This is a genomic window from Bifidobacterium tibiigranuli (genome assembly GCF_022655035.1).
In the GTDB taxonomy this organism is placed as follows: Bacteria; Actinomycetota; Actinomycetes; order Actinomycetales; family Bifidobacteriaceae; genus Bifidobacterium; species Bifidobacterium tibiigranuli_A.
In genome coordinates this window covers 76,559-100,256 of sequence record NZ_JALCUA010000009.1, presented here as the reverse complement: position 1 = coordinate 100,256, position 23,698 = coordinate 76,559, and the positions used below count along the sequence as shown (strand labels likewise).

Annotated in this window: 17 protein-coding genes and 1 pseudogene; 5 read left to right on the top strand and 13 right to left on the bottom strand. The window is 61.1% G+C overall.

Features of this window, described 5'->3' with window-relative positions; translation table 11 throughout:
- Window positions 1–733 (bottom strand): DNA recombination protein RmuC (locus tag LKK40_RS09075; RefSeq protein WP_304310327.1); only part of this gene is annotated, 733 nt, incomplete at its 3' end.
- A 196-nt stretch (window positions 734–929) separates the two neighbouring features.
- Window positions 930–1,211, bottom strand: a complete 282-nt coding sequence (locus LKK40_RS09070) for a metal-sensitive transcriptional regulator (RefSeq protein WP_304310326.1) — start codon at window positions 1,209–1,211, stop codon at window positions 930–932.
- A gap of 348 nt (window positions 1,212–1,559) precedes the next feature.
- On the opposite strand from LKK40_RS09070, the gene LKK40_RS09065 reads away from it, so the two are divergent.
- Window positions 1,560–2,378 carry a hypothetical protein gene (locus LKK40_RS09065; protein ID WP_304310325.1) on the top strand — a complete coding sequence of 273 codons (819 nt, stop codon included), beginning with the start codon at window positions 1,560–1,562 and terminating at the stop codon, window positions 2,376–2,378.
- A gap of 143 nt (window positions 2,379–2,521) precedes the next feature.
- Here the strand turns inward: LKK40_RS09065 and clpB are convergent, their stop codons facing one another.
- Window positions 2,522–5,182 (bottom strand): ATP-dependent chaperone ClpB, encoded by a 2,661-nt coding sequence (gene clpB / locus LKK40_RS09060; protein WP_304310324.1) that lies wholly within the window; start codon window positions 5,180–5,182, stop codon window positions 2,522–2,524.
- A 307-nt stretch (window positions 5,183–5,489) separates the two neighbouring features.
- On the opposite strand from clpB, the gene LKK40_RS09055 reads away from it, so the two are divergent.
- Window positions 5,490–6,524: an FAD:protein FMN transferase gene (locus LKK40_RS09055; RefSeq protein WP_304310323.1), complete on the top strand. Its 1,035-nt coding sequence runs from the start codon at window positions 5,490–5,492 to the stop codon at window positions 6,522–6,524.
- A 230-nt stretch (window positions 6,525–6,754) separates the two neighbouring features.
- Here the strand turns inward: LKK40_RS09055 and LKK40_RS09050 are convergent, their stop codons facing one another.
- The 9 genes and pseudogenes from LKK40_RS09050 to LKK40_RS09010 form a co-directional block, all read right to left on the bottom strand.
- Window positions 6,755–7,561, bottom strand: a complete 807-nt coding sequence (locus LKK40_RS09050; protein ID WP_304310322.1) for an alpha/beta fold hydrolase — start codon at window positions 7,559–7,561, stop codon at window positions 6,755–6,757.
- Window positions 7,562–7,862: 301 nt separating this feature from the next.
- Window positions 7,863–9,704: an ABC transporter ATP-binding protein gene (locus tag LKK40_RS09045; RefSeq protein WP_304310321.1), complete on the bottom strand. Its 1,842-nt coding sequence runs from the start codon at window positions 9,702–9,704 to the stop codon at window positions 7,863–7,865.
- Window positions 9,705–9,817: 113 nt separating this feature from the next.
- Window positions 9,818–11,714 (bottom strand): annotated as a pseudogene (locus tag LKK40_RS09040) (ABC transporter ATP-binding protein).
- Between the two features lie 279 nt (window positions 11,715–11,993).
- Complete coding sequence (locus LKK40_RS09035) at window positions 11,994–12,482, bottom strand: MarR family winged helix-turn-helix transcriptional regulator (protein WP_304310320.1); 489 nt, start codon at window positions 12,480–12,482, stop codon at window positions 11,994–11,996.
- A 564-nt stretch (window positions 12,483–13,046) separates the two neighbouring features.
- A complete protein-coding gene (locus LKK40_RS09030) occupies window positions 13,047–14,774 on the bottom strand; it encodes an ABC transporter ATP-binding protein (RefSeq protein ID WP_304310319.1) in 1,728 nt (575 codons plus the stop codon).
- Entirely contained in the window at window positions 14,771–16,879 is a 2,109-nt protein-coding gene (locus tag LKK40_RS09025; RefSeq protein ID WP_304310318.1) for an ABC transporter ATP-binding protein, read from the bottom strand. Before LKK40_RS09025 ends, LKK40_RS09030 begins: the two co-directional genes overlap by 4 nt.
- A 91-nt stretch (window positions 16,880–16,970) precedes the next feature.
- The gene (locus tag LKK40_RS09020) at window positions 16,971–17,963 is read right to left on the bottom strand and encodes a TetR family transcriptional regulator (protein WP_304310317.1); all 993 of its coding nucleotides are present in this window, start codon (window positions 17,961–17,963) and stop codon (window positions 16,971–16,973) included.
- Between the two features lie 668 nt (window positions 17,964–18,631).
- Window positions 18,632–19,651 (bottom strand): aldo/keto reductase, encoded by a 1,020-nt coding sequence (locus LKK40_RS09015; protein WP_304310316.1) that lies wholly within the window; start codon window positions 19,649–19,651, stop codon window positions 18,632–18,634.
- Between the two features lie 100 nt (window positions 19,652–19,751).
- Window positions 19,752–20,219 (bottom strand): PhzA/PhzB family protein, encoded by a 468-nt coding sequence (locus tag LKK40_RS09010; RefSeq protein ID WP_304310315.1) that lies wholly within the window; start codon window positions 20,217–20,219, stop codon window positions 19,752–19,754.
- A 470-nt stretch (window positions 20,220–20,689) separates the two neighbouring features.
- Between LKK40_RS09010 and thiS the strand changes: the two genes are divergently transcribed.
- Genes thiS through LKK40_RS08995 form a run of 3 tightly spaced genes read left to right on the top strand, consistent with a single transcriptional unit; the run spans window position 20,690 to window position 22,523 of the window.
- Entirely contained in the window at window positions 20,690–20,884 is a 195-nt protein-coding gene (gene thiS, locus LKK40_RS09005) for a sulfur carrier protein ThiS (protein ID WP_304310314.1), read from the top strand.
- Between the two features lies 1 nt (window position 20,885).
- Entirely contained in the window at window positions 20,886–21,611 is a 726-nt protein-coding gene (thiF, locus tag LKK40_RS09000) for a sulfur carrier protein ThiS adenylyltransferase ThiF (protein WP_304310313.1), read from the top strand.
- A gap of 9 nt (window positions 21,612–21,620) precedes the next feature.
- Window positions 21,621–22,523, top strand: a complete 903-nt coding sequence (locus LKK40_RS08995; RefSeq protein ID WP_304310312.1) for a thiazole synthase — start codon at window positions 21,621–21,623, stop codon at window positions 22,521–22,523.
- A gap of 121 nt (window positions 22,524–22,644) precedes the next feature.
- On the opposite strand, the gene LKK40_RS08990 is transcribed toward LKK40_RS08995, so the two are convergent.
- Window positions 22,645–23,355 carry an ECF transporter S component gene (locus LKK40_RS08990; protein ID WP_304310311.1) on the bottom strand — a complete coding sequence of 237 codons (711 nt, stop codon included), beginning with the start codon at window positions 23,353–23,355 and terminating at the stop codon, window positions 22,645–22,647.
- Window positions 23,356–23,698 lie beyond the last annotated feature (343 nt).

Here is a 23,698-nt window from a genome sequence, read left to right as displayed (position 1 = left end):
GTACCTTCGCATCAATCGGAATCGACTTGCCGCCAGGCAGCCGAACGACCATATCCGGGCGCTGAATATGGCCCTCCGGATCCGTGACGACGACCTGCGTGTCGAAATCCACATGCTCCAGCAAACCGGCCGATTCCACGATGTTCTTGAGCTGGGCCTCGCCCCAAGCGCCGCGCACCTTGTTGTTGCGTAGTGCTGCGGACAGCGAGCTGGTCTCTTTGTCGAGCCGGGTCTGCTGCTCTCCGAGCCCTTTGAGCTGCTCGCCAAGCGCACCCATCTCATGCTTGCGGCCCTCTTCAATCTGCGCGACCTTGAGCTGCAAGGAATCGAGGTTCTTCTGCACCGGGGCAAGCGCGGAAAGCACTTTGCTCTGCTCGGCCAAGGTCTTGGCCTGCGCCTCCTGTTTTCGCTTCGCCTCAGCTTCAGCACGCTCGCGCTCATGCTCCAGGCGAATCTGCTCGGCGCGCTGCGCCTGCGCAAGCTGCGAGGTGACGAAGGACAGCTGCTGGTTCAGTCCTTCGCACTGGGCACGATACTGGGCGCACTGCGCGGTAAGCTCGCCGATCTGACGAACTGATTGCTCATTCAGCGCCTTCTGCTCGGCAAGCTGCTCATCGCCTGCCCCTCGCGCCGCGTCCTGCCCCTTCGCCTTGCCCAGCACAAAACCCGCGAACAGCGCTAACGCCGCCACGAGCAATATCAGTATCACAAGCACCACAGGATTATCGAACATATGTTCTATTACAATGCATGCCGTGGACGCAGGAAACACGCCGCGAAAACAGCCGAAACGGGCGGGATCGCCAAAGCCGACAGTACCCCAACCATGATTTCGCCAGCATCCAACAGCTGGCAATCAGCCTCTAAAAGTCAACTGTCTTTATATAACCGACCCCACCACGGCCCGCCGCCACAACACTCACCACACGCTACGATCTGACCAGCCTGCCGATGGCCGCAGAGGCTTCGGCCAGCTTCTCATCGGCCACTTCACCGCCCTGCGCCGAAGCCTGCCGGACGCAATGGTTCAGGTGATCGTCAAGCAGCAGCAGCGCGACCGATTTAAGACCGGAATTGGCTGCGGCAATCTGCGTGAGCACGTCGATGCAGTACTTGTCGTCCTCAACCATCTGCGCGATGGCATGAACCTGCCCTTCGACGCGGTGCAGCCTGGCCAGCACCTTGGCCTCGTCCTCCCCATATCCCTGCATGTTGCCTCACACTCCTTCACTGACGACTCGCCGCCGCGCCGATGGCCCGCGAAACGATAACGCGCTCGGCACATCGGCTACCGACTCTCCGAACAGCATATGGCACCATATGCCTCGGATTTGCCTATACCCTCCTAGGGTATGTTTACAGTTCATTCTAGGCACTACCCAACCCAACAAACCAGCCTCCGCGCCCTCAGCGGAACGCCACAGCACAAAGCTCCGCGCCGCACGACACCCCGCGCGAGCGAAGCGCATGCGTTTATTTTGCAACAAGCGACCGTATCCGTTTGGTTGTGGCCACTCGAACTGCGATGATAAGAAGTTGGGAATCATAAGGAGGAACCGGTGGGATTCGATCTGTTCATGGCCGTCGTAGCCATCGTTCTGGCCATTTTCCTCACATGGCTGACGCTGTGGCTGTTTTTCGGCCAGAATCTCGGTGACACCGACAATGGCACCGCCAGCGATGCCACAGCCGTCCACAACGCCACCGATGCCACAGAAAACGGCGGCAATCAGCGTTCAGGCGCGTCGGAGGCAGGCCCGGAACGCACCAGTCATATCCGCAATCTCATGCTGCTGAGCGCGGTGCTCACCCTCGCGATTATTGCCACGACGCTGCTCGACACCACGAATACGCACGTCGCGCCGTCATGGGTCACGAGCGTCTGGCTGCGCGCCATATTCGCCACGCCGATTCTGTTCTACTGCGGCAGGCCGATTCACCGCGTCGGCTGGACGGCCCTGTCGCATCGCGTCGCCAACACCGATTCGCTGGTGATGCTCGGCTCGGCGCTCTCCTACGCCTACAGCCTCGTGCTCTGCATTGCGCCGAATCTGCTGCCCGCAGCACTGTACGAATGGGGCTTCGCCCTGATGGGAGTAGCCATAACACTGGCTTTGCTGTGCCATCAATTCAACGCGGAAACAATGTCGCCAGCCAAGGAGCGGGTGCTGGCAGGCCGAGCCCGCATCTCGCGCATCGTCGTGCCTGCAGTCCTGCTCGTCGCCACTTGGGCATTCGCCATCGAAATCGTGTTCGGCCCGCAGCCGCGCCTTGCACTGGCCGTCATGTTCGCCTCAATCGTGCTCATACTCGCCGGACTCATCATGTCGGCGGCCTGGCTCGCTTTGGAGCGATTCGCAGTACCAGCCAAGGGTTAACCCACCGCGAACCGGCCGCCTCAAGAATCCGACACCGTGCTGGGAGGCGCGATTCAGTTATAATCCCGGGGAATGCGGTATTAGGAAGGGCTTGTGGCTGGGAATACTTCACAGCCACAAGCCCTTTGCGTTCAGGTAGTCAATCAGCTTTCTTTCAGCGGATCCTCGGGCATGGTGCTCAGCTCAAGGTGCTCGCCGCCGGTCTGATCCACCAGCACGGTGTCGCCATCGTGCACCTGGCCCGCCAGCAGCATGCGCGCCATCTGATCGCCGACCTCGGTCTGCACTAGGCGACGCAAGGGCCGCGCGCCATACGCCGGGTCGTAGCCCATATTCGCCAGCCACTCGCGGGCCGCATCGGTCACGTCGAGCGTGATGCGGCGGTCGGTGAGCCGCGCGGCGACTTCCTTGACCTGGATGCTGACGATGCCGCCAAGCTCCTGGCGTGTCAGCGGGTGGAAGATGATGAGATCATCCAGGCGGTTGACGAATTCGGGCTTGAACTGCGCGTGCACCGCGTCCATTACCGCAATCCGCTTCGCGTCGTCATCGAGGTCCGGCTGTACGAGGAACTGCGAGCCGAGGTTCGAGGTCATGATGAGAATCGTGTTCTTGAAGTCGACTGTCCGGCCTTGGCCGTCGGTCAGACGACCGTCGTCCAAAACCTGCAGCAGCACGTCGAAGACTTCCGGATTGGCCTTCTCGACCTCGTCGAACAGCACGACCGAGTAGGGCCTGCGCCGCACGGCCTCGGTGAGCTGGCCGCCCTCTTCGTAGCCGATGTAGCCCGGCGCCGCACCGATCAGGCGGGACACGGAGGCCTTCTCCATGTACTCGGACATGTCGATGCGCACCATGGCCTTCTCGTCGTCAAACAGGAAGTCGGCGAGCGCCTTCGCCAGTTCGGTCTTGCCCACGCCGGTCGGCCCCAAGAACAGGAAGGAGCCGGTCGGGCGGTTCGGATCCGAGATGCCCGCACGCGAGCGGCGTACGGCGTCGGAGACGGCGCGGATGGCTTCGCTCTGGCCGATGACCCGCTTGGAAAGCGCGTCCTCCATATGCAGCAGCTTCTCGTTCTCGCCCTGCATGAGGCGGCCCACTGGGATGCCGGTCCATTCGGAGACGATGCCCGCCACGGAATCGGCGTCCACATGGTCGGGGACCATCGGCTCGCTGCCAGACATATCGCCAGTCACGCTTCCATCAGCGCCGCTCACGCCACCGTCAGCACCCGCAGCGTCGTCGGCGTTCTCAGCCGCCGCAAGCTCCTTCTGAATCGCCGGAATCTCGCCGTACAGAATGCGGCTGGCCGCTTCGAGATTGCCCTCGCGAGTGAACTTGTCGGCCTCGACGCGCTTGGCATCGAGCTGGGCGCGCAGCTCGCCGACCTTGTTGTGGCCAGCCTTCTCCGCATCCCACCGCGCCTGCAATCCGCTGAGCTTCTCGCGCGCATCGGCCATATCGGACTCGATCTTCTCAAGCCGCGCCTTCGAAGCCGGATCCTGCGCCTTCTTGAGCTGCATCTGCTCCATTTCCAAGCGCGTGACCTTGCGCTGCAGCTCGTCGATCTCCTCAGGCTGCGAATCAAGCTCCATGCGCAGATGCGCTGCCGCCTCATCGACCAGGTCGATGGCCTTGTCGGGCAGCTGACGACCGGAAATGTAGCGGTTCGACAGCGTGGCCGCAGCCACGAGCGCATCGTCGCCGATCGTCACCTTGTGGTGGGCCTCGTAGCGCTGCTTGAGCCCGCGCAGGATCGCGACCGTGTCCTCCACACTCGGCTCGCCGACGAACACCTGCTGGAAGCGGCGTTCAAGCGCCGGATCCTTCTCAATGTTCTCGCGGTATTCGTCCAAGGTCGTCGCGCCGATCAGGCGCAGCTCGCCTCTGGCCAGCATGGGCTTGAGCATATTGCCCGCGTCCATCGAGCCCTCGGCAGCGCCCGCGCCGACGATGGTGTGAATCTCGTCGATGAAGGTGATGATCTGCCCGTCGGCGTTCTTGATCTCCTCAAGCACCGACTTGAGCCGCTCCTCGAATTCGCCGCGATACTTCGAACCGGCCACCATCGAGCCGAGATCCAGGCTGATAAGTCGCTTGTTCTGCAGCGTGCTCGGCACATCGCCGGCCACGATGCGCTGCGCCAGCCCTTCGACCACGGCCGTCTTGCCGACGCCCGGCTCGCCGATCAGCACTGGATTGTTCTTGGTGCGACGCGACAGAATCTGCATGACGCGGCGGACTTCCTGATCGCGCCCGATCACCGGGTCGAGTTTGCCGTCCTTCGCCGCCGCCGTCAGATCGGTCGAATACTTCTCCAATGCCTTGTAATTGCCTTCGGCGTCCGCGCTCGTAACCTTCTTGCCGCCGCGAATCTGCGGCACGGCCTTGCGCAGCGCCTCAACGGTCACGCCGTTGGATTTGAGGATATCCGCGGCCCGATTCGGCGCGGCCTGCGCGATGCCAATAAACAAGTGCTCGGTGGACACGTAATCGTCGCCCATCTGCTGCATTTCCTTCTCGGCCTGCGTCAGCGCCAACGACAGCTGCCGACTGGCATCCGGCTGGGATGTCGTCGAGCCGCTGGCGCTCGGCAGCGCCACCAGCGCATTGCGCACCTCGGCCCCGATATGCTGCGTGTCGCCCCCGGCAGCCTGAATAAGCGCCGGAACCACGCCGTTCTCCTGACGCAGCAAAGCGTCCGCAAGATGCAGCGTATCGACCTGCGCGTTGCCAGCCGCCGACGCGCTCTGAATGGCGTCGCCTATCGCCTGCTGGGCCATCGTGGTGAACTTCTGTTCCATATCAACCTCCGTCGTCAAGCGCCGCAGCCAGCCCCGGTCGCAATCGCAATCGCGTCCCGAGGCGCGTCCGCAGCGCATCACATCAATGTCTGATATGTTCAACCAAGACAGTCACCATTCTATTCCCAAAACTTGAGCGCAGTCGACTCAAGTTTTGGGATCATATGCAAACCGAATCTTAGACAGTCGCCCCGTCGCTTTGTCGTTTCCACTGCAAGATTCTCCGCAACTCACGTTTCCATTCGCTAACACAACGAACCAGTGCATCACAAGCAGCAATATGCTGCGCGATGCCTATGATGCAATCATGGTCGAGCTGAGCAGGCGCATGCCGCACGTCACCGCGTTCCCCCACGCCTTGGGCACCGGGCTGCTGATTCATACCACTCGGCCTTTGGACGACGAGCTGCATCGGCGCATCGGCGACTTCATTGACGAATACGAATCGGTGCTGTCGCGTTTCCGCAGCGATTCCCTCGTGGCAGCGATGGCGAGCGCCGAGTTTGGCGGCACTTTCGACTTCCCTGATTGGACGCTGCCGCTGTTTAAGTTGTATGACATCTTGGCAGCGGCGAGCGCAGGCGCAATCGACCCCTGCATCGGCGAGGATATGATTCGGCTGGGCTATGGAGCCGATCTGACCTTCACCATGCAGCCCGATGCCGCCAATCACCTCGGCGCTATTCATGGTCGCCCGACCTGGGAGCGCGACGTGGCTCGCGATGGCGCGACGCTGCGCACGACCCGCCCCGTCCAGCTGGATTTCGGCGCATGCGGCAAAGGCTACCTGGTGGATTTGCTAGGCATGATGCTGCGCAAGCAATCTGGATCTGCTTCGGAATTCCTCATCGACGCAGGTGGCGACATGCTTATCGACTCGCGCGATTCCATCGATATCGCGCTTGAAGACCCTTCTGGCACCAACAATGCAATCGGCATCGCGCATATCAGCTCGGGCGCGTTCTGCGCCAGCGCGCCGAGTCGAAGACACTGGGGCGAGGCGCATGGGCTGCGGCTTCACCATCTGCTCAACGCCATCGACGGGCAGCTAGTGAACGATATCGCCGCGACTTGGGCCTATGTCAATGCCAACTCATCCAGCGTTAATTCACCCAATGCCGACTCACCGAGTGCCGCCCACGCCGGCACCCGCCTCCCTACCGCCGCCTTCCCCGGTGTCGAGTACCCCACTGCCCTAGCAGACGGCCTGGCGACCGCGCTTTTCGTAACCGAGCCTCGCCGTCTGGTCTCGGTGGCCGATTTCTCATGCGCCCAGCTCCTCGCCGACCGCCGCATGGTCGCAAGCCACGACTTCCCGGCAACGTTCTTCACAGCGGAGTAGCCTTTTGATCGCTAACACGACCTTACCGTACAAAAGGCTACGCAAAACAACGAAATTCCGTAACCTTTTATACGGCAGGATTGCAATTCCCACATAATACAGAAATCAGATACATCCTATTTTGCGAATACTTGTAATGTCACATCATCTATCTAACGGCTTCGCTTAAAACTACCGAACCCGTCGCTGAGAACCAGATACTCGACGTCGCAATCCCAGACGCGCGCGGTCTAATGCAGTTGTTGGCCGAGATCCGACAACCAGCGCCGAAAGATGCACTGCACTGATTTCGCCTGATCGAGGTGCAGCGTGTGGCCGGCCTTCGGCAGGCACACGTATGTGGCCTCCTGCAGCGTCCGGTAGAGCGCGAAGGCGTCTTCGTAGCCGACCATGGTGTCGTTTTCCCCGACCACGATGGTGACCGGGCGGCGATACTGGCTCATGTACTCGGCGGGCGTTTTCGCGAGCGCCGGATTTTCGGCCAAGTACCGCACAGCCACATTCTCGCTGTTGCCCATAAGGCCGGGCAGTATATAGCGTTTGAACAGTTCGAAATTCTCGGCGCTTTCCACCACCGCCGTGGCCCGATACGCTGCGACTTCCTGCTCGGCGGCATCATGAGGAAGATCCGAAACGTGATACATCGTCTTCTTCGGCAAGGTTCGCGCATTATCGGCAGCTACAGTTTCAGGTGCCAGGAGGAACATCGAGCGAATGCGGTCGCCGTATTGCGCGGCCAACGCGGACGCCAGCAGACCGCCGAAGGAATACCCCACGATTGCGAAATCGGTTTCGGCGAATTCTTCGATCAGATAATCGCCCAGCGTCTTGAGCACGTCGCTGGCTGATCGTATGTCGAAACCATTGCGGCTCTGGCCTAGGCCGGGCAAATCGATGTAATACCGTTGCCACTGATCATGCTGCGAAAAGCAATGTTCCAACGGCAGCAGGGAGCGATGATCCAGTGGGAACCCATGCAGCATAACAATGGGGAACCCCTCGCCTATTTTCCTGACGAATACATGCTCATTGCCCATTGCCGCACACATCTCCCATCTCATCAGCGAGGAACGAACAACTCGCTGCCCTCTCTGCAACACATGCTACATCGGGTTTCCCATGCTTCGGTGCGTAGTCTTTCCGTTTTTTTGGAGGGGGCACGGCCACAAGATTTCAGACTCCGCTACTCTGCAGAAGCGAGGACTCGACATTCCACACACAAACGTGAAGAACCGCTCATACGCATAAGTCGGCCGATAGCATTTGTGAGAGGCGGAATTCCGCCAGTCTACAACGCTATCGGCCGACTTTATGCGTGAGAGTCAGACCCTATAATACTCAGTCCGTAAGCGCGAACTGGCTGTTGTAGAGGCCGGCGTAGAAGCCGTCGGCCTTGAGCAGCTCGTCGTGGGTGCCGCGTTCGACGATGTCGCCGTGGTCCATCACGAGAATCATGTCGGCGTTCTTGATGGTCGAAAGCCGGTGCGCGATCACGAAGCTCGTGCGGCCGACGGTCAGGGCGTCCATAGCCTTCTGGATCAGCTCTTCGGTGCGGGTGTCGACCGAGGAGGTAGCCTCGTCCAGAATCAGAATCGGCGCGTTCTGTACCATGGCTCGCGCGATGGTGAGCAGCTGCTTCTGGCCCTGCGAGAGCGAGGCCTTGTCGTCGAGCACCGTGTCGTAGCCCTCGGGCAACGAGCGGATGTAATGGTCCAGCCCGACGGCCTTGCAGGCGTCGATGATCTGCTGATCGCTGACATCCGTGCGCGCGTAGGCGATGTTCTCGCGTACGGTGCCCTGGAACACCCAGGTGTCTTGCAGCACCATCGAGAACTGGTCGTGCACATTGGCGCGCGGCACGGATTTCGTGTCGATGCCGTCAATGGAGATTGAGCCGCCGGTGATCTCGTAGAAGCGCATGAGCAGGTTGACCATGGTGGTCTTGCCCGCGCCGGTCGGCCCGACGATGGCGACTTTCTGACCGGCCCGAACGGCGGCGGAGAAGTCATGGATGATGGTCTTCTCCGGCGAATAGCCGAAGCTGACATGCGCGAAGTCCACATCGCCGCGCACGCGCACGGGGTTGCCTGCGGCATCGCGGCCAAGCAGCGGCTGCTTGGCGCTTTCGTCGGCCATCTCGGGCTCTTCGAGGAAGCCGAAGACGCGCTCGGAGGCGGCGGCGCAGCGCTGCAGATTCTGGAAGGCGGTCGCGAACTGGGCGAGCGGCTGGGTGAACAGGCGAATGTACATCATGAAGGCCACGATGACGCCGAATTCGATCTTGCCGTTCAGCGCGAGCGCGCCTCCGACCGCGCACACCACGACGAAGCCGAGGTTGCCCACGAACATCATCAGCGGCATCATCAGGCCGGAGAAGAACTGGCTCTTCCAGCCGGAAGCGTAGAGGTCGCCGTTGTAGCGCTCGAAGGTGCGGATGGAGTTCGGCTCGCCGCCGTAGGCCTTGACCACGGTGTGGCCGGCGTACATCTCTTCGACGTGACCGTTGACATCGCCCAGCGCCTTCTGCTGCTGCACGAAGTACTTCTGCGAGAACTTCATGATAAGCGACATCAGCGCGAAGCCAACCAGGCTCGCGACGATGGCGCACAGCGTCAGAATCACGTTGTTGGCGAACATCATGACGAGCGAGCCGAAGAACAGCGTCACCGAAGTGATCAGCGCGCCGACGGACTGGCCGAGCGTCTGGCCGATGGCGTCCACATCGTTCGTGATGCGCGAGAGGATGTCGCCGTAGCTGGTCTTGTCGAAGTATTTGAGCGGCAGCTTGTTGATCTTCACGCTGATCGCGCCGCGCAGCTCCTGGGCGGTGCGCTGCGTGACAGTCGCCATCATCCACGACTGCACGTAGTTGAGCAGCGCGCTGCCGACGTAGAGCGCCACGAGAATCCAAGCGATGCGGTTGACCGCGCTGAAATCGATCGAGTGCATGATCGGCTTGCCGTTCACGATGGCCGGCATGCCTTTGACAATCTCGTTGGTCATGTCTCGCAGGCGGTTCGGCCCGACGATCTGGCAGATCGTGCCGACCGCGCCGAGCACGAGCGCGATGATCATGGCGGGTATGTATTTGCGGCAGAATCGGATGAGCTTGCCCATCGTCTGCCCGAAGTCTTCGGGGCGCTCGACTACGGCGCCTCGTCCTCCTCTTGGTCCTGGCATTGTGTTTCTCCTTAAAGCCTTACAACCTTGTGTTTGCCCGTATATGCGCGCATGTGTCGGCCGGCATCTGCGCACCTGCGCAGCGTCTCGCGGCCAATATCACGCGCCTAGCCTCACGCGGCCAGCTCGTCTGGGCTGAGCTGAGACTCGGCGATTTCGCGGTATACGCTGCAATTTTCCAGCAGCTCGCGGTGGGTGCCCTGCCCGACCACCTTGCCGTCGTCGAGCACGACGATGCGGTCGGCGTCCATGATGGTGCCGATGCGCTGGGCGACAATCAGCTTCGTGGAATCCTTGGCTTCCTTGGCGAGCTCGTCGCGCACGGCGCGGTCGGTCTTAAAGTCCAAGGCGCTGAAGGAATCATCGAAGATCAGGATTTCAGGGTGGCGATACACCGCGCGGGCGATGGAAAGCCGCTGCTTCTGGCCGCCCGAGACGTTCGAGCCGCCCTGCGCAATCGCGGCGTCATAGGTGCCGTCCATGGTCTCGATGAACTCATCGGCCTGCGCGACTTCGGCAGCTTTGCGAACCTGCTGCTCGTCGCCGAGGTCCTGCACGTCGTTCGCATGCTTCATCAGCTCGGCTTCGCGCCTGCGCCCCTGAATGCTGGACGTGTCGACCAGCTCGACGTCCGCGGAATCCTGCGGGCGGTCGCCGTAGCGGATATTCGAGGCGACCGTGCCCTTGAAAAGCACCGACTGCTGCGGCACGTAGCCGATTTTGTCGCGAAGAGCCTTGAGCGTGTAGTTGCGCACATCCACGCCGTCGACCAGCACCTGGCCTTCGGTCGCATCGTAGAAGCGCGGCACGAGGTTGACCAGCGAGGACTTGCCCGAGCCGGTCGAGCCGATGAAGGCGACCGTCTGGCCGGGCTGAGCGCTGAAGGTGATGCCTTCGAGCATCGCTTCGCGCGAGTCCGGGTAGGCGAAACTCACGTTCTTGAACTCGACCGTGCCCTTGGACGTTGTAGCTGCGGTTGCGGCGGTGACGGCACCAGCGACACCGGTGCTGCCCACCTCAGCGCCATCGGTCACCATCGGTCACCATCGGATCGGTGTCGAGCACCTCGAGGATGCGGGTCGCGGACACATCGGCGCGCGGCAGCAGCACGAAGACCATGCTCATCAGCAGGAAGCTCATGATGACCTGCACCGAGTAGCTGGAAAAGACGACCATATTCGAGAACAGCGTGAGCTTGTCCTTGAGGTCGGCCGCGTTGATGAGATAGGCGCCAATCCAGTAGATCGCCAGCATCAGGCCGTTCATGACCGTGTTGATAAGCGGCATCATGACCGACATGGAGCGGTTGGTGAACAGGTAGGTGTTGCTCAGCTCCGCATTGGCCTTGTCATACTTCGCCTCCTGATAGTCCTCTGCGTTGTAGGCGCGCACGACGCGCAGGCCGGTGAGGTTCTCGCGGGCGACGAGGTTGATATTGTCGGTCAGGCGCTGCATGCTGCGGAATTTCGGCACGACCATAACCATGATCACGCCGATGACCACGAGCAGCACGCCGACGGCGACGGCGGTTGCCACCGTCCAGTCAACGCCCTTGCCCGCGATCTTGCACACGGCCCATACGGCCATAATCGGCGATTTGACGAGCAGCAGCAGACCCATGGTGACGAACATCTGAATCTGCGTGATGTCGTTGGTCGAGCGGGTGATGAGGCTCGCCGTGGAGAAGCGGTTCATTTCCGCCGGTCCGAAGGATTCGACCTTGCGGAATTCGAGCGAGCGCAGACGCTGGCTGAATGAGGCGCCGACCCGCGCCGCGACATAGCCGGTTGCGATCGCGCACAGCACGGAGCCCAGCGAGATGAGCAGCATCTTGCCGCCGGCCACCCAGATGTCGTGCATGTTGCTGCCCGGGGTTTCCACGAGCCGCGTGATATCGGACATATAGTCCGGAAGTTTGAGATCAAACCAGATCTGGCTCACGATGAATATGAGTCCGATCAGCAGCTGCCCGATCTCCGATTTGGAGAGATATTTGCAGATGCGCAGCATGTATTATCCTTCCTTAAGGATTGTGATGATTCTTTTGGATTCTTATTGAATATTGATTCTTGAAAATTCTATTCGCAATTTGCTTCGTTTATTAATTTCTCACGGTGTTAGATAATACGCGTGGAAATCGAGAAGAAACACCGTTTCCGGTAAAACGTCATGAAATTCTCCCAGCGCGTATTTTTGCGACGCTATGTCCGGTGGGGATATTGGCTAGTGCCGAATTGAGGGACGTCTTGCCGGGATTATGCCGACTCGGTCTGTCAACCGGCTAGCGCCCTACTCGTCATGCGGCAGGCTCGCGAAGGCCTTCTCGATATCCTCGCGCGTCGGGCGCGGCTCGCCTGGCTTGCAGATCGACATATAGACATGAAACTCGGTGACCAGATCGACGAAATCCCGAGTCCGCCGCTCGCCCATCTGCGTGAAGATCCAACAGATCGCCGACCGGGCCTCGTCACGGTCCTTGAGCGCTTGCTCAAGCCCGGCGTCGGTTATGGAAACAAGGATATTGCGCCGATCCTTGACATCGACCTCGCGCGTTATGAAGCCCTTTTTCTCCAAGGACGAGAGCACTGCGGAAACGCGACCCGAGCTAGCCCGCAGCGCCGAGGCGAGCTGGGAGGGCGTCGACGTGCCCTGCTTGCGCAGATGGCGCAGCACGAACGGCTCGCCGCTGGAGTACCGCTGGTAATGCTTGGCCGCAAGCGAACGCTTGCTCATGATATTGGCGAGCAGCGTCTCGTACGCCTCCTGCTCGAACCCCATACGAATTCCCTCTTCCCGTTTTTCGTGGCATACAGCTCTAGCATGTGCCCGTGTGGCGCATGGCCGTTTGGCATGCACTGCGCATTGCTTGCTACCACATTGCCTGCCGCCACGTTGCTTGCACCACAGCGGCCGTGCCATTCATATGCATAACCCCGCATATACGGCATGCAAAGCTCCATATACTTGATATATTACCTCACACTATAAACTTTTCACAGTATGTGCTATTCGAGGAATCAAATTATCAGGTCAAGCCCAACACGCCCGGGATGATATACACAAGTCGGGTGATAGCGATTTCAGTTGGCGGTATTCCGCCAGTCGAAATCGCTATCACCCGACTTGTGTAGAGATGCACAAAGAGGACTGCGGCCCTTAATTCACTGACGGTGCCGAATAGGGCACCGTCCTTCGCGACCTTAAGGGTCGCTCACCTCACCTACGGAGCGACGATGACAGCGTCATCGTCCTTCGGCCCCTTGGCGGGGCCTCACTTCGCCTATGAGCAACGCACTGCGTTGCTCATGTAACAGCTCAGCGCAGTGCTGTCTGCTTAACGGTTCAGCCAAGCTGCCACTGCTGTGCCTGCGCGCGGCCGGACCAGAAGGCGGCGTAGCGCGGGTTGCTGGCGAACAGCTCCTGGTGGGTGCCGAGCGCGGAGATGCAGCCATGCTCCAGGAACGCGACGCGGTCGGCGTTGGCGATGGTTTCGGCCTGATGCGCGATGATGAGCACCGTAACCTGGCCTCGCAGCGACTCGATGGTGGTGCGTATGGCCTTGGCGGTCACGCCATCCAGCGCGGCGGTCGCCTCATCAAGCAAGAGAATCGGCGCCTTCTTGAGCAATGCACGGGCGATGGAGACGCGCTGGCGTTCGCCGCCCGAAAGCAGCTTCCCGCCTTCGCCTACCGAACCAGCCCAGCCGCCGGGGATGCGCTCGGCAATCGGCGTGACCTGCGCAAGTTCGGCCGCGTGCAGCACCTCCGACTCGCTGGCGTCCGGGTCGCCCAGCGCGATATTCTCGCGCAGCGACTCGTTGAACAGGTACACATCCTGGAACACGAGCGAAAGCTGAGCAGCACGATCTTCGTCACTCAAATCCTTGACGTCGACGCCGCCGATGCGCACCGCACCCTGATTGGCGTCCCAGAAGCGCGCGATAAGCCGCGTGACCGTCGTCTTGCCGGAGCCGGACGGCCCGACGAGCGCGGTGACCGTGCCAGGTTCGAGTTCCAGATCCACGCCGTCGAGCACCGGCGCACGGTCGCCATAGCCGAAGATCACATGGTCCAGCTGCACGGCGTTGTCTGCGGGCTGCGCGCGGGAAAGCTCGGGAACGGCCATCTCCGGCTCGTTCAACACGTCGGCGACTTCGTCGAGCTGTAGCTCGGCACGGCGCAATGTCGTCAGCAGTTCGGCGAGCACACGCAGCGGGTTGATGACCTGCGAGGTGAGCGCGATCACGGCGATGATCGCCACCGGGTCCACATCGCCCGACACGGCCTGCAGCACGCCGAGGCCCGCCGCGATGCCGAAGACGAAATCGATCACGATGCGCTGGGGAATCATGCTGACTATCGATGACCACAGCGACTTCCTGCCGGCCTTGCGCCGCGCCGCGATGGCGCTGGCAAGCGGCTGGTACTGCGTGCCGTGGATACCCGCCGAGCGCAGCACCACCTGCTGGTCGGCGAATTCGAGCAGCCGCCGGTCGGTTTCGAATTCGGCCTCATGTATGCCCGCCTCGGCCTTGGCGTTGCGCCGTTCGCCCCACCGCGTCACCAGCGCGACAACCGGAATGGCGATGACGAGCGCCAGCCCAATCTGCCAATTGAACGCCAGCGCGACAATCGCCACCGCGATCGGCACCGTCACCGCCGTGACGACCGGGATAAGCGCATCCGATATGGTCAGCGCAACCGACATCGTGCCGCTCACCGCGATGCCCGACGCCGCCGCCTGCGCGTTGCCGCCGAACCAGCCCAGCGGCAGCCGCACCATATGGTCGGCGAGCCGGCCCTGCATATCGCGGATGACATCAACCGTGACGGCAAACGAATGGTTCGAGGAGAGCACGACGAAAACTGCGTTGATGAGCGCGGCCACGGCGAGCACCACGAGCCACAGCCACATGCCGTGCGTATCGCGCCGGAACATCGAGACGAGCAGCGGCACGAGAGCCGCCAGCGCCGCGCCCTGCGTCAGACCGTTGATCGCGGCGAGGATGAGAAATACTTTGAGCGCACGCCTGGACGACTTGTCGCCAATTGCCATCAATGCCTTGATCATGAGCGATCCTCCTTGCTGATAGCGGTGGTTGCGTTGGGCGCTGCGGCGCTGCTTGCGGTATTGGTTGTAGCGCTGTCTATGTCACTGCTTGCGACGCTGGTTTGAACGCCCTTATCACTTTGCTGTGCCTGCCACATATCGGCGTACGCTCCGGGCGCATTGGCGAGCTGCGCGTGCGTGCCGGACTGGATGATGTGGCCACGGTCGATGACCAGAATATTGTCCGCATGCTGAACGGTTTGCAAGCGATGCGCGATGATGACAACCGTGCGGCCGACCACCAGATCCGACAGCGCGCTTTGAATCTCCGTCTCGGTTTCCGGGTCGGCGGCCGAAGTCGCCTCGTCCATGATGAGAATCGGCGTGTTTTGCAAAATCACGCGCGCAATCGACACACGCTGCGCCTCGCCGCCCGAGAGCAGCGCATCCTCGCCGATAACCGAATCGTAACCGCATGGCAGCGCCATGATGCGCTCGTGGATATGCGCAGCTTTGGCGGCGGCGATGATATCGTCCATCGAGGCGTTGGAACGTCCCAGCGCGATATTCTCCTTCAACGACAGCGATGGAAGCTGCACCTGCTGCAGCACGAGGCCGACGTTCGCCCGCAGCACCGGCTCCGTCATCTGGCGCACGTCGACGCCGCCGATGCGTATCGAACCAGCGTCCACATCGTGGAATCTCGCCAGCAGCAAGGCCAGCGTGGATTTGCCGGCTCCCGATGGACCGACCAGCGCCACGGTGCCGCCTTCGGGCACGGTGAAGCTGACGCCTGCGACGGCTTCATTCGCAGGCTCGCTCGTATCAGAAGCATTGGAGCCGTTCGTTGTGACGGCATCTTCACTGGCAGAGCTATTGCCATCTTCACCGGCACCATCAGCGCCATCCACCTGCGGATAGCTGAAATGCACGTCGTCGAATTCAACCGTCCGATTCGCCGGGCGCAACGGCTTACTGGGCTGCGGCAGCGGCGGCTCGTTCAGCAGTCCGGTGATGCGCTCCACCGCTTCGCGGCCCTCGCTGTAAGCCTGATTGCCGGAAGCCAAGGTGATCAGCGCACCGGGCAGCGAAAGCGCCACCAGCGCCACGACCAGCGCCTTGGCCGGTTCGATGCTTCCCTGACCCACGAATATCACGCCGCCCAGAGCGACCATCAAGGTCACAACCGGTGCGGAAAGCCAGATGAGCGCCACGGCCTGCGCATGCATCTGCGGGCCGACGAGCCGCGCGAAGTCACTGATGAAAGCGTTGCTCGTCTTGCTGAATCGCCACGAACCTTCCTTGGCACGCCCGAAAATCTTGAGCACGGCCACGCCGCCGACGTAGTCGACAATCGCCTCGCTCACCGCGGCGAGACTTGCCGCGATCTCGTCCATTACCCCGCGATTGTCGCGCGGCGACATCAGCGAGAAGGTGGCCATGTAGAGCACCGCCGGAATCAGCGCGATCAGCCCCATGCGCCAATCCATCACGAAGCAGAACACGACGCCCACCAGCGGCGTGACCACGGCTGAAATGATATCCAAAACGCTGTGCGAAACCAGATGGTGCAGCGATTCGACATCGTCATTGAGCGCCTTGCGCACGCGGCCCGCGCCGTTCGCATCGAACCACCCCAGCGGCACGCGGCCCAGCGTATCGGCCAGATTGATTCGCGTCCGCGCCTGCAAGTCGATGTCGGCGATATGCGTGAGCAGCATGCCGAGCGCCGCGATAAGCGATTCCACGCTCACCGCGATCAGGTAGAGCATCACCGCATTCCACGCCGTATGCCCATCGGGCCTGGCCGGCACCGCCATAGCGTCAGCGAGCCAGAGCAGCGCGATATATGGCATGACGCTGAACAGCGACGCGATGATCTGCAGTGCGATGGCCGCAATCAGCTTGCCACGCACCGGGCGGAAGAACTGCATCAGCGAGGCTTGGCTTTGGCTGGATTTCGCGTTCTTGCCGCCTCGCGCGTTCTTGGCCTGTGCGTTGCCGTTTCGCTGGGAATTGCTGCCGTTCGATGACTGGCGAACGGCAGCCTCTCGTTTGCGCCGCGTGGGCGCAACTCCTTGCGCGGCAACGGAATCGCCCGTCACCACAGCTGTTTGCCTTTGCATTCCTGCTCTTTTCTCTTCAACCGCTTCTCGTGTTTTCACGTTGTTCGATAACCGCTTTCACAACCGCTTTTCTGGAGGTATGCGTCGTAAACTAGGAACTGCGAATCATGTCCGAAGCTTCAAACCCGGTGAGCGCGATATCGACTTTGCGCAGCATCACCGCACGCTGATCGGCTGCAATCAAGGCCTGCGAGGCTGCCGCAGAAGACGGTGCCGACGGGGATGACACCGATACAGCTTCCATTGGCTGCGATCCGGCTGACCGAGATTCCGCCGATTGAGACGATGACACTGGGTGAGCTGGCACAGCGTGAGACGACACTGCGTCATCAGGCTGCCCCATTTTCGCCCAATCGGCTTTGAATCGCTCGCGATCGACATGCCGCGACGCCCATGCACGCTCTGCATCGCCATCATTGGCGCAGTGGTCAAGATCGAGCATATCGGTGCCGCGCCGCTGATCAAGCACGATATCGAATACCATATCGACGGCGAACGCCGCATCGGCCACGGAAAAGCCTCGCGCAGCCAGCGCATCGGCAAGCATTTGCGAGGAACGCACCAGCTTGGCGCACACGACGCCTCGGCTGATCGCATCGGCTGCACCGGGCATGGCACCGAGGACATCCCACACCCGCTCCACGGTCCGCGTGAACAGCGAGCGCCAGCTGTCATCAGCGCGCACATTAAGCTCGAGCCCAGTCAGCCCCACCTCTAGCGCCAATTGCAGCACATCATCCTTGGTGGGCGCATAGCGATACAGCGTCGCCTGCGAGACGCCAAGCCGCTTGGACAATGCCAGGAACGTCAGCCCTTCAATCCCCATCGCCAACGCCGCACGGCCGATTTCCTCCGGCGACAGCACCGGAGGTCTGCCAGCGCCACGCCGCTTCGCAGGTTTACTGATTCTGCGGTTTGGCACAATTGGCGCAGATTGAGCCAAGTTGCTGCGCGATTCGCGCGCAGCAATGACCGAACCGTCGCGTTGCTGCGCCTGCGGATGGCCCGATGCCATGATTCGCCTCGTCTCACGACTGCCGCGACGGCTGGCTACGGCTTCGTACGGCTGCTCTGAAAATGTCATATTTTCGGAGCATACACTCAAAATTCATAAATCGCAAACGATTATCATTAATAATAGAAAATCGCGCAAATTGCTGTTCCCCCTCGCTCACCCGTCATCTATTAAGCACATTTCCCTGCGAAGCCCTCTGCACACGGTCTCCCGAGGACTTGCCGTACGCTTAGAATCGGCGGAATTGCAAGGATTGCACGACAAGCATAATGAGCCCATACTTGTGCAACTGCTTAATAGACGAAAAAAATGCTTAATAGACGATAAGAACCCGCTGATCGGGTGCCGCTGCCACTGTCAGCCTGTCTTACGACCGAAGATTTCTGTTGCATCGTGCACCGATACCACTGTGAGCTCTCCAAGGGGCATTCAATACGTTTATTCAGCACTTTTTTCGCCTATTAAGCACTTGGCAAAGTAGACATCGAATACAGCGTGCAGCACTTCGGCGGAATACTGCCATTCTTTGGCAATATCACATAATCATTTCGGCGCACAAAACCTATGATTCCCGCAAATCTGCTTAATAAATTCGCAGAGCACCTAAACCGGCAGACCAGATTCCATAGCTATCTGGTTCGCAACTCGTCTACGGCCCCGTTCCCCGCACCTTAGCAGGTGCTTGACCTCACCTGTGAACAACCCATCGGGCTGTTTATGTAAAGGTCAGCCTTATGTCACTTGCCGGACAATATCCGAAGCTCCTGCTCGCTCAATTCAAAATCTTCGGCCGCGAAGGAATCGCGAATCTCGTGCGGGTTGCGGGCGCTGGGAATGACGAAGAGGCGCTGATATCGCGTCAGTTCCCAGGCGAGCACGACGCGCTGGTAAGACACTCCGCGCTCGGTCGCGACCGCACGGAAGGGGTCGTAGGCTGCGTGGTCGAAGGCGTCAAGGAAACCACCCAAAGGCGAAAAGCAGATGTAGGCCAGACCCAGTTCGGCGCAATGCCGCATGGTCCCCTCCCCGTCACGGCAGGAGGGCGAGAACTGGTTCTGCACCGCGACGAGATGGCTTCCGAGCACCGATGCGGCGATATCGATCTGATGGTTGTCAACCCGCGAGATTCCAGCGCAATGCACGACTCCTTCATCAATCAGTTGCCGCAGCGCGCCCATCTGGTCCTCGTAGGGCACCGCCGGATCAGGGCCGTGCGAAAACAGCAGGTCGAGCGTTTCGACGCCGAGCCGCTGGGCGGATTCCTTCGCGTCGCGAATCATCGTCTCCGGCCGAGAATCGGCCAGCCAGCCATAGCGGCTGCCCGCAGTCTGCAACTGCTGGCGTGAGGCAGCAGCATCGCCGGCATTCCCTGATTTCTCGCCGCTCTCCGCCCCGCGCGCAAACGCCGCACCAGCATCGCAGGTGCGGCGGAACCCGGTTTTGGTGGCGACCAGCACCTCATCGCGCGGACCGTCCCAAGAGCGCAGGGCATCACGAAGCAAGAACTCCCCGTAGCCCATATCCTCCGGCGCGCCGATGCCCGGCTGACTCGGCAGGTAATACGACCACGCGGTATCGAGGTAACGCACGCCCGCATCCAGCGCGGCGTGAATCGTGTCGATGGCTTGCTCACGCGAACTCGGGCGCCCCTCGATTGACAATGCCATCAGGCCCATCCCGATGCGCGGGACCCGGAAGCCCGAAAGCTCAGCCGTACCACCGCGATCTGTTGCGTTCTGCTGTTGTTCCTGCTGCATGAAGCGCCCTTCTAAAATTTCACCTAATCTTCTGGCGATATGTGCCACAATTGCCACAATATTGTTTGGCAGTGCTGGTTAGTTGCTGGTTAACTGCTGATCAGTCAGGAAAATCGCCGAGGTCAATCGTCGGCGTCGCCAGCCCCAGCGCCTTCATCTCGACGACGGGGTTCATGAATTCGCGTTCGCGGGCGATCAGTCCGTCGCGCATATCGAAGCAATACAGGAAATGATTCGTATACTGCACCGGATCATGCCCGGGTAGGTTCAGCGTGCCCGAACCGTCGCATTCCGCCCAGACCACATCGGCGTCGTTGGTTGTCCAGATAGCGATATCGTGCCATTGCCAATCCGGGAAATGCTTGGCCGACCACAGGTCGTAGCGTGCAATCGACTCGCGCCCCTGCACGAACACCGGTTCGCCGGTGTCGGAGGTCCACAGCCCCGAGATTCCATCCTCGCAGAAGAGCTCATGCCGACGCAGCAGCGCATCGCCATGACCGGAATGCAGAAAAGTCTCAACCGTCGCGCGGTTGCGTGCGCGCCGCACGTCATCGTCAGTTGCCATGCCTCCATCATGGCATAGGGGTGGACGGGCATAGCATAGCCGCCGCAGCGCAGCAGTTCTCAGTTCGCCGCACCGCACCGCTTTCATCGACACTTTTGTCCGCGGGCGCGGCCATGATGAAGGCACAACCGAACGGGAGCTCGAAAGGGCTGAGAGGAAGTCGCGGACTTCGACCGAGAACTTGACGCGGGTAATGCCGCCGTAAGGAAACGAGTTGTTGATGTCGCCATAGCTGGCGGCTTTCCGCATCCTTGTATTCTGGCAGTGCCATGCCATACATGGCCTGCCGTCGCGCCGCCGTTCGCGATAACTGAATATCGCATATCACATGATTAGGGTCATGGAAGGGGCGCACCACCTCACAGGGTACGGCCTTTCCAGCGACCCTTTTTTCGTATCATGACGGCTTGCACCGCGCTGCTCCGCGCAGTACAAGCTGCCACGATACGCGCAACGGAAGGGAAGATCGCATGATCGTCAACGGAACACAGGAGGAGGTCGCGACGCCGATAAGCGTCGCCGACCTTATCGCAAGCAAAGGGTTGGACGCCAACCGGGTCGCCGTCGAGCTCAACGGCGCCATCGTGCCCAGAGCCCAGCGTGCGCAGACCACGCTCAAGGGCACCGACACGCTCGAAATCGTCACTTTCGTGCAGGGAGGCTGACATGCCGATACCACAGGGATTCACCCCATCAGCATCGCAAACGCAGCTCGAAGCGCGCCGCACCGCGTTCATCACCCCACCCAACCCGTTGACTATGGTCAGCGAAAGCGAGGTGCGCGATGCGCTGACCGAACGCCATTCGGCAGCCACGCAGGCCAAACTCGACGCGGCGCACGTCGCCATCGCCGGACTGGGCGGCCTCGGCTCGACCATCGCGGTGGCGCTCACTCGCATCGGCGTGGGGCATCTGCACTTGGTCGATTTCGACCGCGTCGACATGACCAATCTCAACCGCCAGCAGTACTTCCTCAAGGATGTCGGCGAGTACAAGACCGAGGCGCTGCGGGCCAATCTCGCCCAGATCAATCCCTTTGTCGAGGTCACTATCGACACCACGAAAGTCAGCGACGAGAACGTGAGCGCACTGTTCGCCAACGACGACATCATCTGCGAGGCCTTCGATGTGCCGGAGAACAAGACGCTGCTGGTCAACGCCGTGCTTGAGCAGCTGCCCGGCAAGAAGCTGGTCTCCGCCTCTGGCATGGCGGGCTTCCGCAGCTCGAACCTGGTCGAGACGCGGCGGGTGTCGAGCAACTTCTACTTCTGCGGCGACGGCGTCACTGCCCCGAAGCCAGGTGCCGGACTTATGGCACCGCGAGTAGGAATCGTGGCTTGCCATGAGGCGAATATGATCACCCGCCTGATTCTGGGCGAGCAGGAAGCGTAGGACCGCATTATGAGCAGCACGAATATAAGCACGGCACCCGAATCCGACACCACCATCGACATTGATGCTCTGGTCGGCACCACGACCAACACGGCGATTCTGCCGGAACCGGACGCACACGCCTATGACGCGATCGAAACCGGCGACGGCGATCCGCTGATACTCGGCGGGCACCGCTTCACCAGCCGTTTCATCCTGGGATCCGGCCGCTACGATCTCAACCTCATCAAGGCAACGATCGAGAACGCCGGCACGCAAATCGTGACGATGGCGCTGCGCCGGTGCCGCACGACCGAAAACAATCTGCTCGATTACATTCCCAAGGGCATCACCATGCTGCCGAATACCTCCGGCGCGCGCAACGCCGAGGAAGCGGTGCGCATCGCACGGCTGGCACGCGAGGTATGCCATACCGATTTCGTGAAAATCGAAATCGAGCACGAGCAGCGCTATCTGCTGCCCGACAACGCAGAAACCATCAAAGCCACGGCGATACTGGCCAACGAAGGCTTCGTCGCCATGCCCTACATGTTCCCCGACCCGATTGCCGCACGCCAATTGGAGGACGCGGGCGCGGCCTGCGTGATGCCGCTCGGCTCGCTGATCGGCTCGAACAAGGGCATCCGCATGCGCGATTTCATCGAGGTCATCATCGCCAATGCTGGGGTGCCGGTCATCATCGATGCGGGCATCGGCCGGCCAAGCCAGGCCTGCGAGGCAATGGAGATGGGGGCCGACGCCGTGATGGCCTACACCGCGATCGCCAGCGCGGGCAACATCCCGCTCATGGCCCGCGCCTTCAAGCACGCCATCGCAGCCGGCCGGGCCTCATATCGCTCCGGCCTCGGCACGGTGACCGAGGGCCACGCGGTCCCGTCCAGTCCCACCAACGCCTCGGATTATATCGGCTGAGAGCACGCGCTGCGCTGGTGCCTGTCTGGGCATCAGCGCAGCATCCGTTGTATAGCGTCACCCTTGGGGCAACTGGCAGGAATACGCCGCTGATTGCTCGTCAGCGGCCGATTTGTTCCGTTTACGACCTAGCAGTGGCGATGCGGCCCGATTCGAAGCGCGACAGCGCGCCGGTGCGGGCGATGCCAAGGTAGAGGAACCACATCAGTGCGCCGGAGACGATGGCACCGGAAACGCAGCTGGCCACGATGTATATGATGCCGAAGTCCCCCATGCTGTCCATGCCGGCGTAGGCCGTCACGAGCGACCAGGCCGCGCCGCCGATTGCGGTCATGACGCCCGAAAGCGTTGCGGTCCAGACGTTCCAGAGCTTATACGCCACGATCAGGAAGCCGATTTCAGCGAAGACGCCTTGGACGATTCCGGCGACCAGCGAACCGGCCGCGCCCCACTGGTTGCCGAGCGCCAGCTCAAGCAACGCGCCCACGGTTTCGGCGTACAGCCCGGCTCCGGGCTTGCGCACGATGATCAGCGCCAGCACGCCGCCGAAATACCAGAAGCCGTTCAGCGCGCCTTCCAATCCGGGGACGAAGCCTTTCAGCACGGCGGTTGGGGCGGTGACGATCAGGTCGAAGGCCCAGAACACCAGGCCGGATGCCACGCCGATAACCGAGGCGACGGTAATATCGACTGGACGCCAGCGATACCAGTGGCGGCTGCGCGTAACGACGCTGCCGCCGCGACCTTGCGCCGTGCTGCCCGCCGCGTTGTTTGCAGACGATGGCACAGACGATTGTCCGTCAGATTGATGGTTATTGTTGCTTGCAGACATTATTCTCCTCCGATGCTGCTGCCCGCCCGCCCCAAAAAGGAACCGGCAGACATAGGTATCACGAGAAGGAATACCAAGATAGGCATTGACTTCGTTCGACGGTATTAGCCGTGTCACGTTCAACGGTCGGAGATACTATCTCCCTCTCAGCTTTCCAGCTCCCGTGTCTTGCAAGGCCACACCCTAGCACGCTCAGGGCATCGCGCACAACCGCGCCACGTCACATGCGACACGCCCGGATTGGAATACACAAGTCGCCCGATAGCGATTTTCGATGGCGCAATTGACGCGAGTAGAAATCGCTATCACCCAACCTGTGCACCTTAACCCGGGCGTGTCACAG